Annotated in this window: 13 protein-coding genes; 9 read left to right on the forward strand and 4 right to left on the reverse strand. The window is 63.9% G+C overall.

Features of this window, described 5'->3' with window-relative positions:
* Positions 1-22 precede the first annotated feature (22 nt).
* From NGM68_RS01745 to NGM68_RS01760, 4 genes are all read left to right on the forward strand, one after another.
* Positions 23-1,033, forward strand: coding sequence for a Vms1/Ankzf1 family peptidyl-tRNA hydrolase (locus NGM68_RS01745; protein ID WP_252699941.1), 1,011 nt, complete (start codon positions 23-25; stop codon positions 1,031-1,033).
* A gap of 107 nt (positions 1,034-1,140) precedes the next feature.
* Positions 1,141-2,157, forward strand: coding sequence for an N-acetyltransferase DgcN family protein (locus tag NGM68_RS01750; protein ID WP_252699942.1), 1,017 nt, complete (start codon positions 1,141-1,143; stop codon positions 2,155-2,157).
* Entirely contained in the window at positions 2,154-3,197 is a 1,044-nt protein-coding gene (locus tag NGM68_RS01755) for a dipeptide epimerase (RefSeq protein ID WP_252699943.1), read from the forward strand. Before NGM68_RS01750 ends, NGM68_RS01755 begins: the two co-directional genes overlap by 4 nt.
* Before the next feature lie 194 nt (positions 3,198-3,391).
* A complete protein-coding gene (locus tag NGM68_RS01760; protein ID WP_252699944.1) occupies positions 3,392-3,787 on the forward strand; it encodes a hypothetical protein in 396 nt (131 codons plus the stop codon).
* A gap of 271 nt (positions 3,788-4,058) precedes the next feature.
* On the opposite strand, the gene NGM68_RS01765 is transcribed toward NGM68_RS01760, so the two are convergent.
* Entirely contained in the window at positions 4,059-5,117 is a 1,059-nt protein-coding gene (locus NGM68_RS01765) for a DUF7972 family membrane protein (RefSeq protein ID WP_252699945.1), read from the reverse strand.
* 322 nt (positions 5,118-5,439) lie between these two features.
* Between NGM68_RS01765 and NGM68_RS01770 the strand changes: the two genes are divergently transcribed.
* Positions 5,440-5,949 carry an FxLYD domain-containing protein gene (locus tag NGM68_RS01770; protein ID WP_252699946.1) on the forward strand — a complete coding sequence of 170 codons (510 nt, stop codon included), beginning with the start codon at positions 5,440-5,442 and terminating at the stop codon, positions 5,947-5,949.
* 31 nt (positions 5,950-5,980) lie between these two features.
* Here NGM68_RS01770 and NGM68_RS01775 read toward each other — a convergent pair whose 3' ends face one another.
* Together NGM68_RS01775 and NGM68_RS01780 are read right to left on the reverse strand one after the other, a co-directional pair.
* Positions 5,981-6,823, reverse strand: a complete 843-nt coding sequence (locus NGM68_RS01775) for a PspA/IM30 family protein (RefSeq protein ID WP_252699947.1) — start codon at positions 6,821-6,823, stop codon at positions 5,981-5,983.
* Positions 6,824-6,966: 143 nt separating this feature from the next.
* Positions 6,967-7,401 (reverse strand): nuclear transport factor 2 family protein, encoded by a 435-nt coding sequence (locus NGM68_RS01780; protein ID WP_252699948.1) that lies wholly within the window; start codon positions 7,399-7,401, stop codon positions 6,967-6,969.
* A gap of 347 nt (positions 7,402-7,748) precedes the next feature.
* Here NGM68_RS01780 and NGM68_RS01785 point away from each other — a divergent pair, with 347 nt between their 5' ends.
* Positions 7,749-8,381: an alpha/beta hydrolase gene (locus NGM68_RS01785; RefSeq protein WP_252699949.1), complete on the forward strand. Its 633-nt coding sequence runs from the start codon at positions 7,749-7,751 to the stop codon at positions 8,379-8,381.
* 108 nt (positions 8,382-8,489) lie between these two features.
* Here NGM68_RS01785 and upp read toward each other — a convergent pair whose 3' ends face one another.
* Complete coding sequence (gene upp / locus NGM68_RS01790) at positions 8,490-9,167, reverse strand: uracil phosphoribosyltransferase (protein WP_252699950.1); 678 nt, start codon at positions 9,165-9,167, stop codon at positions 8,490-8,492.
* A 158-nt stretch (positions 9,168-9,325) separates the two neighbouring features.
* Between upp and NGM68_RS01795 the strand changes: the two genes are divergently transcribed.
* The 3 genes from NGM68_RS01795 to nosZ all read left to right on the forward strand — a co-directional run bounded on the left by NGM68_RS01795 (position 9,326) and on the right by nosZ (position 14,840).
* Positions 9,326-11,116, forward strand: a complete 1,791-nt coding sequence (locus NGM68_RS01795; protein ID WP_252699951.1) for an Hvo_1808 family surface protein — start codon at positions 9,326-9,328, stop codon at positions 11,114-11,116.
* A 186-nt stretch (positions 11,117-11,302) separates the two neighbouring features.
* Positions 11,303-12,766 carry an Hvo_1808 family surface protein gene (locus NGM68_RS01800; protein WP_252699952.1) on the forward strand — a complete coding sequence of 488 codons (1,464 nt, stop codon included), beginning with the start codon at positions 11,303-11,305 and terminating at the stop codon, positions 12,764-12,766.
* 178 nt (positions 12,767-12,944) lie between these two features.
* Positions 12,945-14,840 carry a TAT-dependent nitrous-oxide reductase gene (gene nosZ / locus NGM68_RS01805; protein WP_252699953.1) on the forward strand — a complete coding sequence of 632 codons (1,896 nt, stop codon included), beginning with the start codon at positions 12,945-12,947 and terminating at the stop codon, positions 14,838-14,840.
* Positions 14,841-14,844: the final 4 nt, after the last annotated feature.

Below are 14,844 nucleotides of genomic sequence, written 5' to 3' on the forward strand. Positions count from 1 at the left end.
CGCGTATTCGCTCGATATCGCGATGATCGATAAGCTGCTCGGGCGGGCCACACTCAAAGCCCGTATCGACGAACTCGAGGACGAAAACGAGGGGCTGCGCCGACGCTACGAGGCCGAATCCGACCGTCGATCGGAGGCCGCAACTGCTCGACAGCGGGCCGAACGCGAGCAGAACCAACTCCAGGATCGCATCGCCCAGCTCGAGGGTGAACTCGAGCGCCTCGAAGCCGAGCACGAACACGCTCGCGACGATGGCCACGCGGTCGAGCCACGTCGGCGGGATCGGCTCCGTGGCGCGGAACTGACGGCCGTTCTCGACCGCCTCGAATCCGTCCGAACGGAACCGGAGGGTGCGTTGACGGCGACGCTTCCGGCGAACTGGGAGCTCTCGGACGGCGTCCCCGATCCGCTCACCGACATCTTCGGCGACCGGACTGTCTTGCTCGAGGATGTCGCGCCGGCCATCGTGTACGCTGACGATGCTCAACTGATCTCGGTGGCATTGTCGCCCCCGATCGATCCGTCCGTCGCCGAGTCGGGGTCGGGGCAGTCAGGGAAGCCCGCAACGGCAAACCGACGGTCGGCTAACGCGGAAACGATCACTCTCGAGTGGGGAGACCGCTTCCAGGTTGATCGATCGTGGTTCTGTCCCCAAGGGGAGTTCACGCTGGCGCTGGTTCGCGCGGATCTGTTCGCCCTCGGCGTCTACGACGGCGACGAACGGATCGATTACCACGGGTTCGAAAGCGACGTCAAAGGCAGTCACTCCAAGGGCGGCTTCTCACAGGGGCGGTTCGAACGAATTCGGGAAGGGCAGATCGCCGATCACCTCGAGCGCTGCCGGGACGCGCTGTCTTCTCACCGGACGGATCCGCTGTACCTCGTCGGCCAGCGGGAAGCGATCTCGAGGCTGGTCGAGAACTGGGGCGTCGATCCCGAGGCGACCGCTGCGGTCGACGCGACGGGGAAGCCGAAATCGGCGCTCGAGGACGCGTTTCGCTCGTTTTTCACGACGGAGCTGTTGGTCGTTTGAAGTGACGAGAGTGGTGTTGCCGTCGAGGGAGTCGGTGGCCGGTTCACCTACCCACCAACTTCGCCGCGGGGTTCAGGATTAAGTTCCCCCTCGTCCTTGCCCCGTCTATGCGTGTCGCAATTCTCGCTCACGAAAAGTTCCCCGACCGGGCCAAGACGGCTCTCGGTGTGCTCCGGTACGCCGATTACGACGTCGCTGCCGTCCTCGACCGCGACAGCGCCGGTCAGCGCGTCAACGATCTCGTCCCGGATGTCCAGGACGCCCCGATTGTCACCGAAATGGCCGACCTCGAGGCCGACGCTGTCGACGCCCTGCTGATCGGAATCGCACCGGTCGGCGGCGGGTTCGACGAATCCTGGCGGGCGGACGTTCGGACGGCGCTCGAACGCGGCTGCGATCTCATCTCCGGGTTACACTACTTCCTCGAGGAAGACGAGGAGATCGCCGCGCTGGCCGACGAGTACGGCTGTGATATCTGGGACGTCCGCAAACCGCACGACGACCTCACCGTCGCCGAGGGGATCGCCGACGAGGTCGACGCGAATGTCGTGTTGACCGTCGGCACCGACTGCGGGGTCGGCAAGATGACGGCGACGATGGAATTGGCCCGGGACGCGAAAGCGGCGGGTTACGACGCGGTCGCGATCCCGACCGGTCAGACGGGGATCATGATCGAGGGCTGGGGCAACCCCGTCGACCGCGTCATTAGCGACTTCACCGCCGGATCTGTCGAGGAGATGATCATCGAGAAGGGCGACGACCACGACTACCTGTTCGTCGAAGGTCAGGGGAGCATTATCCACCCGGCGTATTCGGCCGTCACCTGCGGGATCCTTCACGGATCGATGCCCGATGCAATGGTTCTCTGTCACGACGCTGGACGGGATGCCCTCGCCCACGGATTCGACGTGGCGATTCCTTCCGCCCAGACCTATGTCGACCTCTATGAAGGGCTGGCCGAGCCAGTCAAACAGGCGCCGGTCGTCGCGGGCGCACTCAACACGTACCGACTCGAGGACGACGACGCCCGCGAAGCGGTCGACGCGTTCGAGGCCGACCTCGGCAAACCGGCGACCGACGTCGTCCGCTATGGCACGGACGAGATTCTGGAGGTGCTGCTATGACTCTCGAGGCCTCGTTCGAGCGCGTCGTGATGCCCCTCGAGTTCCCGTTTACTATCGCTCGAGGGACGGCAACGGAGGCCGAGAACGTCATCGTCACGATCGAAGACGACGCAGGGAACGTCGGCATCGGTGGCGCTGGCCCCTCCGCGCACTACGGCGAGACCGCGGCGACGGTCGAGGCCGTGTTGCCAGACCTGCTCGCGGTCGTCGAGGACGTCGGCGACCCTCACCAGCTCGGGTTGATTGAGCGACGGATGCGCGAGACCATCGAACGGAACCCGGCCGCTCGCTGTGCCGTCAGCATCGCGCTCCACGATCTCGTCACGAAACGCCTCGAGGTGCCGCTGTATCGCTACTGGGGGCTCGATCCGTCGGAGACGGTCGAAAGCTCGTACACGATCGGGATCGACGACACCGAGACGATGCGTGAAAAGACCGAACTCGCCCTCGAGCGCGGCTACGGCACGCTCAAGGTCAAACTCGGCACCGACCGAGATATCGAGATCATCGAGACGATTCGCGACGTGGCCCCCGACGTTCGCCTCTACGTCGACGCGAACGAGGCCTGGACGCCGCGGGAAGCCGTCCGGAAGATCGAGGGGCTGGCGTCCTACGAGCTCGAGTTCGTCGAACAGCCGGTGCCCGCCGAGGATCCCGAGGGACTGAAATACGTCTACGAGCGGGCGGCGCTGCCGATCGCGGCCGACGAGTCCTGCATCACCGTCGAGGACGTCCCACAGATCGCGAACCGGTGTGACGTCGCCAACCTGAAGCTGATGAAGTGTGGCGGCCTCCGCGAGGCGATGCGGATCATCCACACCGCCCGTGCCCACGGCCTGCAGGTCATGTGCGGGTGTATGTCCGAGTCGAACGCGTCGATCGCCGCGGCTTGTCACCTCGCGCCGCTGCTCGATTACGCCGACCTCGATGGCTCGCTGTTGCTCGCGGAGGATCCGTACGACGGCGTCCCGCTTCCCGGTGGCGAGATCAATATCGCGAGCCTCGAGGGAACCGGAACCGGCGTCGTTCCATCACGGTAGCGCCGGTCAGGAGGCACCAGCAGACGCTGACGAGCAGTATCGCCGGATAATGGCCGTTAGCGGGTGGAAAACTGCCGTCGACCGTCTTCTGACACAAACCTGTGTGAGTCATCAAAACACACTCTCAACCAACACTACCTGTGTGTTAACAGTGAACAAGATATTTGTGTCTGTGCGAAGTAGTGGAACTTCCCATGTCTCTCGAGCCACCCCGCCCAGAGAAACAGGTCGTCGACCGATGGAACCGGGCTTTCGAGGTGCTCTCCGCGGAACCTCGTCGGCAACTGGTGACCTCGCTTATGGATGCCGAACCGGACGACCCCGTTTCGTTGCCATCAGCCGCACAGTCGCCGGTTCTTCCGGCCGATTCGGAGGAACTCACGGTACGGTTGCATCACCAGCATCTGCCGATGCTCGCCGCTCACCAGTACGTCGAGTGGACGCACGAACCCTTTCAGGCGTCCCGCGGCGACAACTTCGATGAGCTAGCCCAGATCCTCGAATCGCTGTATACGAACGCCGACTCGCTTCCGGACGACCTCGTTCACGGGTGTTCTCGGCTCGAGCACGAACGTAGCGACCTCGAATAGCCGGTCGAAGACGACGGGTGGGGCGACGCCGGTGCGTCGTGAAACAGTCTGTGAGAGGCGTGTCAGCGCTCGAGAGACCGACATGGCTTTGCCACCGGCGGCACAAGTGACGGATATGAACGACCCGCAACTGCTTATGACCGCTGTCCTCGTCGTGGTTGTGCTGTTTTGTCTCGCCGCGATCTTGTACATCTCGATCGTGTGGGACTAGGGATTCTGGCCCGTCACTGACCGTCAGCGATTGCCCGGTTGGTGCGACCGAAAGCGAGTTTTACTCGGTCTGGTCGTCCGCCGACGCCTCGAGACTCTCGATGATCGAGCGGTCGGGGTCTTTCGTCGGCAACATCGGCCCGACCGAGGCGGTTCGTCGCGTCACCGTCGCGGTACGAAGAATGTAGACCGTGAGGAGCGCGAGCGGGGAGAAGACGACCGCGAGCAGGCCGCTTACGACGAACGGGAGGCTCGTTAGCGAAACGACTGGCCCCGTCCGACCTGCATACAGAAAGCCGATCAGCATGGCGGACGTGATCGCCGGCACCCCAATCACCAGCGTCAACTGTGAGAACCGGGTCAGTTCCCGCTGGAGGTACGTCGTCTTGAAGTGCTCGCGGGCGATGAGGAACAGTTCGAACGTCTCGATCAACGCTCGCAGATCCTCGCGAGCGGCCGGTGAAAGCGCCGATTCGTGGTGGGCGAGGAGGTACATCGCCCCGTGGTGTTGCATGGCCGCGTCGTACTCGATGGTCGCAGACACGGCGTCGAACGTGCCGAAGGCGGCCGTCGAGAGTGTGTCGTCGACCCGTTCGATGCTGTCCTCGACGGCGTCGATGTATCGCTCGAGTTCGCTGCGGGCGTTTTCGTCAGTGTCGTCGGCGTGACCCCGAAGACTGTCGGTTCGCTGGTGAATCCGGTCGGTGAGCGCCCCGAGCAGTTGGGAGGGGGTTCCCGGCGCGATGGGCGCGTCGATCGCGTCGGCGACGTCACTTCGGAACGTCGTCACCTCTTCGATCCGGTCGGCGGCCCGACCGGCCGAGGAGAACTCCTGTGAAAGGATGAGTTGATTGATCGAGACGACGATGGTGACGAGCGAGAACGTGCCGGCGACCATCCCACCCGCCAGTCGCGTGACCGAATCGTCGTTAGTGAACGCGATGAAGCCGAACGCGTCGAGCGCGATGAACAGGACGAACGCGCCTGCAGAGAGACTGAGAGCGAGAAACAACCGGTTAGCGTCGATGAGCACCCATTCTCTGACTCGAACGAGCGCGCTGGTGGTCGACCCCGAACCGCCTGTCACGTCGTCGGCCGATGCCGTGCCATCGCCGGGCATAATCCGTGTTCACCGAACGCGTGGAAAAACCTCGTCGTTGCACATGTTGTGCGGGCGTCTCGAGCGAGTGTTGTCTCGCGTTAATGCACCGTTGACCGCCCCATCTTCCGTCTACGTATCGTCGTTTAGTCGTCTTCGTCAACGCACCGTTGGCCAGACTGTTCCTCGTCAACGCATCGCCGTTCGCACCGCACCCTCATCAGCGCCCCTCGAGCGGTCATCCCGTCCTTCGCCATTGTCTCGTCGGTCGTCCCGTCCCTCGAGTCAGCACCCGGACGAGTGCAGGCCCCACACTCAACCGAATCGACGCTGAGATACCTCCATGGCGGACGACATTCGCTCCCGACGACGACTGCTCACGACGACGGGCGTGGCACTCGGGTCGACGCTCGGCCTCGCCGGCTGTCTCGGCCGCGGCGGCCCGGCCTACGATGGCGACGGCACCGAACCAGGTCGAACCCCGGTCGACGCCGACGGCGAGGCCCGAACGACCGAGGAGATGGCAGCCGCCTCGGCGCTCGCCGTCACGGAACCAGCGGAGGGCGTCTCCCCCGTCGAGGGAATCGAGATCGCCGACCACGCGTTCGTCCTCGAGGACGATTTCCGCGGCTCGACGGTACAGGGACGGCTCGAAAACACCGGCGACGATCGGCTCTCGGTCGTCGAAGTTCGCGTACGTGTGTACGACGAGGCGGGGGCCCAACTGGGGCTGTATCTCGATCGCACCAGCGATCTCGAGGCCAACACTGCGTGGTCGTTTACGGTGATCCTGCTCGAGGCACCGTCGGATATTGCGTCCTACGATATCGCTGCGGTTGGTGCACCGGCGTGAACTCCTCCCGGGTACTGACCGCGCGTCGATTTTAGTTCTCAGTTTCCTCCTGGAGATCCTCGAGTTCGGCGTCGACTTCGTCGTCGTTCACTTCCGTCTCGAGATCCTCGAGTTCGGCGTCGATGTCGGCATCGGTTTCGACGTCGGCGTCGACCGCCTCCCCCTCGGACTCGGCTTCCCCACCGACTTCCGCCTTGAGCGTCTCGAGTTCGGCGTCGACGCCGCTGTCGGTCGAGAGCGCCTCGAGTTCGCGGTCGATGGTGTCCTTGTCGGACAGCACGTCCTCGAAGGCACCCGACTCGTGGAGTTCGTCGAGCGCGGCAGCGCGGGCCTCCATGTCCTGGGTGCGCTCTTCGGCGCGTTCGATCGCGCGCCCGACGTCCTCGAATTCCTCTCCCGTGGCGGTCATCGCCTCCGAAACGGTCGAACTCGCCTCCGCGGCCTCGTAGCGGGCTTTCATCGTCTCCTTCTTGGTGCGGAACTCCTCGATTCGGCTCTGGAGTTCGTCTTTCTGCTCGATCAGCCGATCTTGCTGTTGCTGGAGATCGGAGATCTGGCGCTCGAGCTCCTCGATCTGGTTCATCTTGGCTTTCTTCTTCTCGAGGGCGCGTCGGGCCAGATCCTCACGACCTTGCTGGACGGCCGTGCGCGCCTGGCCGTTGTGTTTGTCGACGTTCTCCTCGAGGCGGCGCTTTTGCATCTCGAGGCGCTTTTTCTGCGTCGTCAGATCGGCGATGCCACGTTTGACCTGCTGGAGCTGATCGCGCATCTGCTCGTAGGAGTAATCGAGCGTCTGCGTCGGATCCTCCTGGCGGTCGAGAAACGAACTGATCTTCGACCGGATGATGTAGGACGTCCGAGAGAGGATACCCATACGTACTACGTGTCCCTCGTGGCTCTTAAAAACTTCACATCGATTACAGGCGAGCAGAACCGTCGGGGATTCTCTCGAAGACGGTCGACTCGGGCATCCGGTCAACGGGAAAGACGCTATCGACTCCTGGTGATCGCGAGTCGTTATCGTTCGCCGTGGTCGTCGTGTGTCGCGCGAGTGACCGCCGCTGAAGCTGTGCCCGGCCGTGCAATCAGCCAGGGATCACAGGGCTGCCAGGTTTCGACGATCCGGTAGCCCGCGAGTCGGACGACCATCGTCTTCCGGTTCGGCGGCGTGTTCCCCGTCGCGGATCCGTGGGACTCGATCCAGCTAGCCTCGTCGACGTTCCACTGGCAGTAGACGACGCCGTCGCCGCTGGCGAGGCCGTCGATGTGATAGGTGAGTCCGGGAAACGCTGCCCTGGCAATCTCCGCGTACGTTTTTAACGCATTCCGACCGACGAGAGTACCCCAACTGGTTTCGTAGGCGACGTGATCGTCGGCGACCAGGTCGTCGATGGTCGTCGAATCATCTCGGTCGATCGAGCCTCGGCGTACTGCTGAAGATATCGTCGCCACACCTCTTCGTGATCGATTTCCCGGCCTCTCACCGCTCGGTGGTTACGCTGTTCGCCGTCAGTGCTGTATTGGTCGCCACGCATGAACGTGTCATTCCCCAGGCTGGTTCGACGGGCGCGACGATAAGATTGCTATCTGGTAACAATTTTGCACCAACGGACTTGTGTGCAGCCGTTGCAAGGGCTCACGAGTTGCTCGGATCCCAGCTCGGGCTGGTCGTGTCACTACAGAGCACCTCGAGGCGGCGATTCCCTACTCATACGGCCCTCAGGAATGGTCGTCGGAACAGTCCGACCATGAAATACGAAAAAGCGGCGTTCAAGCCCTTCGAGTTCGAACGGGCGGCTATGTCATCGTCCACGTCCGCGTCCATCGTCGTGCCCGGCGCTCGAGACGTCCGTGGGACGCTCGAAGAGCCAGGGACGGATGCGTCGCCGTCGGCCATCGTCGTCGCCTGCCCACCCCATCCCCAGCACGGCGGGAACCGAAGCGATCGACGACTCGTGGCGGTCAGCGACTGGCTCGTCGACCACGGAATCGCCTGCCTCCGCATCGACTACGGCGAGTGGGACGAGGGTCGGGGCGAACGCACGGACGTCACGAACGCGATCCGTTGGGCGGCCGAGCGCTACGACCGTATCGGCGTCTTCGGCTTCAGTTTCGGCTCCGCGCTGGCGCTGCTCGCGAGCGGCGACGACCCTGCCGTCGAGGCGGTCGCCGCCCTCGCCCCACCGACGCGCCTCAACCCGGATCTCGAGGTGTTGCCGGCGCTCGAGTCCCTCGCTATCCCGGTGTTGATCGCCTACGGCGTCCGGGATACGACAGTCGACTGGGAACCGGTCGTCGATCTGGGGGAGGAGCGCGACGACCGCGTGCTCGAGTGGTCGGCCGATCACTTCTTCATCGGGCAACACGAGGCGATCGCCGCCGACATCGGCTCGTTTTTCGCGGAGACGATCGGTTCGACAGACGCAGACTGAGCCAACGAGTGCTCGAACTGCTCGTTGGGGATAGCGGCGAGAAATTCGTCGCGTCACTCGAGCCCATGGTGTGTGACGAGGGCCACGTAGCTCGAGGCGCTGTGAGCCCTACGTCGTCCGGAACGCCCGATCGCCCGCGTCGCCGAGACCGGGGACGATGAAGCCGTCGTCGTCGAGGTGATCGTCGATGGCGACGGTGAGGAGGTCGATGTCGGAGAACTGCTCGCCGACCCGCAACAGCCCTTCGGGTGCCGAGACCGCCGAGAGGACGATCAACTGCTCGGGATCGGCGGAGTTCTCGACGACGTGCTCGAGCACGGCGTTCATCGTGCTGCCCGTCGCCAGCATCGGGTCGGCGACGATGACGGTGTCGTCGGGAGTGATCTCGGGCAGTTTGACGTAGTCGATCGTGATCGGGAACGTCCCGGTTTCGTCCCGGCCGGCTTCCTCGTCTCGACTGGCGCTGATGACACCCTGGCGGGCCCGTGGGAACGCTTTGAGTAGCCCTTCGACGAAGGGTGTCGCCGCCCGGAGGACGTTGATAATGACGATGTCGTCGAGACCCTTGACGCGCTCGCCCATCGTGGCCTCGAGGGGCGTCTCGATCTGAACGTACTCGGTCTCCATTCGGCCGTCGATGATCTCGTAGCCACAGATGCGGCCGAGTTTCACGAGCCCCTTCCGAAAGCTCACCTGTTCGGTTTCGACGTCTCGCAGGCGCGAGAGCGTGTCCTTCGCCAGCGCGTGGGTGACGAGGTAGGCGTCACCACGGTCTTCGATCGGCATACCGGTACTCGGCGGTCGATCCCATTGATCTTACCGATCTCTCAGAGCGACTCGAGGTGGGACGAAGCGATCGGAGTGCCACCGATCGGAGAGAGTGCACGTTCCAGTCCCGAAACTCGAGGGACACTTTTATGAGTCGTTTCTCCTGAAGAGAAGTAATGAGCGAACGGAGCTTCCGACGTACCCTGGTCGGTGTCGTCCTCGCTGTTGCCCTCGTCACGGTCGCGGGTTTCGCGATCGCTGGTGCAGGCATCGGTGCGGTCGCCGGCGATGGGACAGCGGGAACGACCGCCGACGACCCGACAGCGCTCGAGCAGCCAGCGGCGCTCTCGAGTCAGCCAGCGGCGAGCCAGTCACCGCCACCCGTCGAACCGTGTGCCGCCGAACCGCCTGAAGACTTCGCCGCGCCCGAAGACGGCAACGACACGATCGGCTGGTTCGACGGCTACTGGTACAACCAGCCACTCGAGATCGACGCCGACGACGGCCTGACGGAGGCGGAACTCGAACAGGTGAGCGCTCGGACGGCCGCACGGTTCGAGGCACTGCGCTGTCTCACGTTCGAGTCGATGCCACCGGTCGAGATCGTCGACCGCGAGGAATTCGCCGAGCAAACCGAGGCCCAGTACGGCGAGGTCGACCAGCGCACCAGCCAGTTCGACAACGCCCAGTTCGAGACGCTGTTGCTCATCGGCAGCGAGGAGGACGCAATTGAGGTACGCCAGCAGGATCGCAGCGCGACCGTCGGCGGCTACTACGACTTCGTGAACGACGAAATCGTCGTCATCTCCGACGATCCCAACCAGTTGCAACTCGACGAGGCAATCCTGGCTCACGAACTCGGCCACGCCCTCCAGAACCAGCACTTCGATCTCGCGCAGTACACCCGAGACACCCGCGATCTCGACAACGGCAAACTCGGCGTGATCGAAGGCGACGTCCACCGCGTCGAACAGCGCTACCTCGAGTACTGCCAGGAGGACTTGTGGAACGAGCCCTGTATCCTCGACGATGCGGAGGACGAGGGGGACGCCCAGGAGCCGCCGAACTGGGGGCTGTACTTCATGCAGTTCCAGCCCTACAGCGACGGTCCGTCGTTCGTCGACCACGTTTACGAGGAGGGCGGCTGGGACGCCGTCGACGCCCTCTACGACGACATGCCGCGCTCGTCGGTCGAGGTGATATACCCCGAGCACTACGGCGAGTTCGAGACGGCCGACCTCGAGGTCGCGGATCGCTCGAGCGGCGACTGGGAGCGCCTGACGTTCGAGGACGGCCCCGACCACAACGTAATCGGCCAGGCCGGGCTGTCTGCGATATTCATGGATCCCGCCTACGACGGCACGCCCATCGTCGACCCGAACACGTTCCTGAACATCGATCCCGAGACCGGCGACATCGACCCGTCGAACCCGCTGAACTACGACCTCGAGGCGACCAGCGGCTGGGAAGGTGACCGGCTCTACGTGTACGAGAACGACGATCACACCGGCTCGGTCTGGAAACTCGCCTGGAGCGACAACAGTGAGGCGGCGACGTTCGTCGACGCCTACGAGGCCCTCGTCGACGTTCGCGGCGGCCAGGCCGTCGACGGCTACGCCCACACCTACACCTTCGGCGAGGGTAGCGAGTTCGATATGGCCCTGACGATCTACCCCGATGACGACCGGGTCTGGATCGTCACCGCGCCGACCGTCGATGCCTTGACCGACGTCCACGACGACGTCGAGTTGGTCGAAGCCGGCGAGAGCCCGCTCGAGGACGACGATGCGGATGATTCCGACACCGACGCCGGCAACGATTCTGACGCCGACGACGACACCGACGCGGACGACGACGCTACCGGGGACGACGGTATTCCCGGGTTCGGCATTGTCGCCGCGGTGAGTGCGCTGCTCGCCACGGCCGGGTTTGCGATGCGTCTGGGCGGTCGGTTCCGCCTCGAGTAACCGAGGGTACCTACCTCGAACAACCGAACAGCGATCATCCCGAGTACCCGAACGCAGCCACCTCGAGTAACCGAGACCACCAACCTCGAGTATCCGAACGCAGCCACCTTCAGCAACCGAACGCAGCCACCTTCAGCAATCGAACAGCACAACGCCTTTTTCATCTGCCGCCCTCTCGAGACACCAATGCGCGTTCGTCGCCTCGCCGTCGCTGTCGGTGTCGTCTTCCTCGTCGTCCTTGCCGGCTGTACGGCACCCCTGTCGGTTCCGGACGACCGGCCGGGCGATCCGGATCGCGAACTGGGGAACGTCGCGGGGTACAATGCGACCGACACGATCGAAATCGACGATCCGAACCGTCTGAGCCACGCCGAACTCGAGGCCGTGACCTACCGTGCTATGGCCCGCATCGAGGAGATTCGTGGCCTGCGGTTCACCGAGGACGTGGAGATCGAGGTGTACACGCGTGCGGAACTTCGTGAGTACTTCGATCGCGGTGACGAACCGGCCGACGCCTTCACGAACGAACTCTGGCGGGCGGCGTTCGTCGTCGACGGCGAGACCGACGTGAACGACGCGTTCGATCAGCTGTACGGTGATGCGGTTCAGGGTTTTTACGTCGATAATCGGATCGTCATCGTCACCGACGACCCCGACACGATCCGGATCGATCGCGGAACGCTGGTGCACGAACTCGTCCACGCCCTCCAGGATCAGCAGTTCGGGCTCGAGCGTCAGGGACAGACCCTCGACGAACGCCGGGCGGAGAACGGACTGATCGAGGGCGAGGCGAACTACCTGCCGACGCTGTACGACCAGCGCTGTGGATCGGAGTGGGAGTGTCTTCCCGACCTGGAGCCACTGGAGGGGGCGGAAGCGGCGTCGGCGGGCGAACTCAATGTGGGGCTGTTCCTCTCGATCTACGCCCCCTACTCCGAGGGGCCGACGTTCGTCGAGCACCTCCACGAGACCGGCGGATGGGACGCTATCGACACCGCCTTCGAGGATCGGCCGGTCAGCACCGCCCAGATTATACACCCTGAACGGTACCCCGACGACCGGCCGGTCGAGATCGACGTCGCGGATCGCTCGAGCCCCGGGTGGGAGCCGATAACGGACGAGGACGGCGCGGTGCGAACCGAGACGGTGGGTGAGGCGACGCTGTTCGCCGCGCTGTGGTCGAACGGCGCGCTCGAGCACTCGATCACGGCCGCCGGCACCGACCTATCGCCGTACAACTACTCGCATCCGACGACGGCGGCGTGGGCGGGTGACACGTTCGTCACTTACAACGAGACGGACGGGCCGGAAACCGGTCACGTCTGGGTACTCGAGTTCCGGGATGCCGGGGGTGCCGACCGATTTGCGGAGGCGTACGAACGCCTCCTCGAGAATCGGGGTGCCGATGCCGTCGCGGACGCCGATGGGACGTACCGAATCACCGACGAGGCGTTCGTTGGCGCATATCGTGTCACCGTCGACGACAACCGAGTCGAACTCGTCGGCGCGCCGACGGTCGCTGACCTCGAGGCGATTCGACCACCCGAAAACGGGACGCTTGAGGCGACGAATGCACCCATCGTATCCGCCCCTGCGCGGAACGCGGTTACCGCAAGCGTTCCCACTGGAACGGTGTCGCTGGCAGGGTAATATTGCACTCGAGTCTTCGTACCTCGTAGACTTCGTGGGACACCCCCACTAGTTTCCGACGAACACGTTCGGCCGTATTCCCGCCGAGAGAGATTCTGGTTGATCTTATATCCTCTGTAGGCTCCGAGTGGCGCCTGTAGCGAGTGGGTGCATCTCGATCACTCCTCCACACCAAACCATGACCGATCTCCCTGCAACCGATACGACGGAACCGACCACAGACGCCGACGACCGCGATCCACTGTTCGCGCGGATTCCACGGCGTGACTTCATGAAAGCTGGCGCGGCGACCGGCGCACTGACAGCGCTCGCCGGCTGTACAGGCATTCTCGAGGGCGACGGCGGCAACGGCACAGCGGCCGCGAGTTCGGCCGATCATACCGTCCCGCCCGGTGAACTCGACGAGTACTACGCGTTCTTTTCCGGGGGCCACTCCGGCGAGGTACGCGTCTACGGCGTCCCCTCGATGCGCAGTCTCATGCGCATCCCCGTGTTCAACCTCGAGGGCGCTCGGGGCTACGGCTACGACGACGAGACTCGAGAGATGCTCGAGGACGCCGGGGGCTACACCTGGGGTGACGTTCACCACCCCCGCGTGAGCCAGACGGACAACGAGTACGACGGCCGATGGCTCTTCGTCAACGACAAGGCCAACGGGCGCCTGGCCCGGATCTGCCTGAAGTACTTCGAGACCGACGCCATCGTCGACCTGCCGAACCAGCAGGGGACACACGGCGCCTGTGCGCTGATGCCAGACACGAAGTACATCTTCGGCGTCGGCGAGTTCCGCGTCCCGATGCCCAACGACGGACGGGATCTCGACGACCCGAGCGCGTACACGTCCGTGCTCTCGGCCGTCGACCCCGAGACGATGAACCCCGTCTTCGACGTGAAAGTTAGCGGTAACCTCGACAACGGCGACTCCGGGAAGAACGGCCGCTGGTTCTTCTCGACCTCCTACAACAGCGAGGAAGGCGTCACCGAGCAGGAGATGACCCAGGCGGATATGGACTGGGTCACCGCCTTCGACATGCCCGCGATCGAGGAAGCCCTCGACAACGGCGACTACGAGGAAATAAACGGCGTCCCAGTTATCGACGGAACGAAAGACAGCCCGCTCAACGACGCCGACCGGCCGATCGTTCGGTACGTCGACGTGCCCTCGAACCCCCACGGCGTGACCGTCACGCCCGACGGGAAGTACGCGATCGCGTCCGGCAAACTCGACAACACGTGTACGATCATGGAACTCGATCTCCTCGGCGAGGTCGACGACCCGAACGACGCCATCGTCGGCCGACCCGAAGTCGGCATGGGGCCGCTCCACACCCGATACGACGACCGTGGCCACGCGTACACGTCACTGTTCGTCGACTCACAGGTCGTCAAGTGGGACATCGAGGCGGCCGTCGAATCCGAACCCGGGAGCGACGACGCGGTCATCGAAAAGATCGACGTCCACTACAACCCTGGCCACCTGAACGCCTCCCAGTCGTTCTCCTCGGATCCGAAAGGCGACTGGCTGATCTCGCTGAACAAGCAGTCCCTCGACCGGTTCCTCCCGGTCGGGCCGACGTTCCCCGTGAACGACCAGCTGATTTACATCGGCGACGACGAGGAGGGAATGCAACTCGTCAAGGACACGCCAACCTACCCCGAACCCCACGACGCGACGATCGTCCACCGGGACAACATCAACCCCGAGACCGTGTACGATCCGGACGACCTCGCGCTCGAGCCAGTCGGTGGCGGCGACAACGACATCACCCGCGAGGACGGTCGAGTCGAGGTCAGGATGATCAACCAGCGAAACCAGTTCGGTTTCCAGGATATCACCGTCCAGGAGGGTGACGAAGTCGAGATCACGACGACGAACATCGAAACCAGCGAGAACATCGTCCACTCCCTGGCGATCCCACAGTACGACATCAACGTCAAGACCGCACCGCAGGAGACGCGAAAGGTGACGTTCACGGCCGACAAGCCGGGCGTCTACTGGATCTACTGTGCGTACTTCTGCAGCGCGCTCCACCTCGAGATGCGCTCGCGGCTCCTGGTCGAACCGGAGGACTGATCGC

The sequence above is a fragment of the Natronosalvus vescus genome (assembly GCF_023973145.1).
GTDB classification, from domain to species: domain Archaea; phylum Halobacteriota; class Halobacteria; order Halobacteriales; family Natrialbaceae; genus Natronosalvus; species Natronosalvus vescus.

Bases quoted from the DNA above. Each gene is read 5' to 3' on its own strand.
- NGM68_RS01745 (WP_252699941.1), top strand. From the start codon at position 23: ATGATCGATAAGCTGCTCGGGCGGGCCACACTCAAAGCCCGTATCGAC.
- NGM68_RS01750 (WP_252699942.1), top strand. From the start codon at position 1,141: ATGCGTGTCGCAATTCTCGCTCACGAAAAGTTCCCCGACCGGGCCAAG.
- NGM68_RS01755 (WP_252699943.1), top strand. From the start codon at position 2,154: ATGACTCTCGAGGCCTCGTTCGAGCGCGTCGTGATGCCCCTCGAGTTC.
- NGM68_RS01760 (WP_252699944.1), top strand. From the start codon at position 3,392: ATGTCTCTCGAGCCACCCCGCCCAGAGAAACAGGTCGTCGACCGATGG.
- NGM68_RS01765 (WP_252699945.1), bottom strand. From the start codon at position 5,117: ATGCCCGGCGATGGCACGGCATCGGCCGACGACGTGACAGGCGGTTCG.
- NGM68_RS01770 (WP_252699946.1), top strand. From the start codon at position 5,440: ATGGCGGACGACATTCGCTCCCGACGACGACTGCTCACGACGACGGGC.
- NGM68_RS01775 (WP_252699947.1), bottom strand. From the start codon at position 6,823: ATGGGTATCCTCTCTCGGACGTCCTACATCATCCGGTCGAAGATCAGT.
- NGM68_RS01785 (WP_252699949.1), top strand. From the start codon at position 7,749: ATGTCATCGTCCACGTCCGCGTCCATCGTCGTGCCCGGCGCTCGAGAC.
- upp (WP_252699950.1), bottom strand. From the start codon at position 9,167: ATGCCGATCGAAGACCGTGGTGACGCCTACCTCGTCACCCACGCGCTG.
- NGM68_RS01795 (WP_252699951.1), top strand. From the start codon at position 9,326: ATGAGCGAACGGAGCTTCCGACGTACCCTGGTCGGTGTCGTCCTCGCT.
- NGM68_RS01800 (WP_252699952.1), top strand. From the start codon at position 11,303: ATGCGCGTTCGTCGCCTCGCCGTCGCTGTCGGTGTCGTCTTCCTCGTC.
- nosZ (WP_252699953.1), top strand. From the start codon at position 12,945: ATGACCGATCTCCCTGCAACCGATACGACGGAACCGACCACAGACGCC.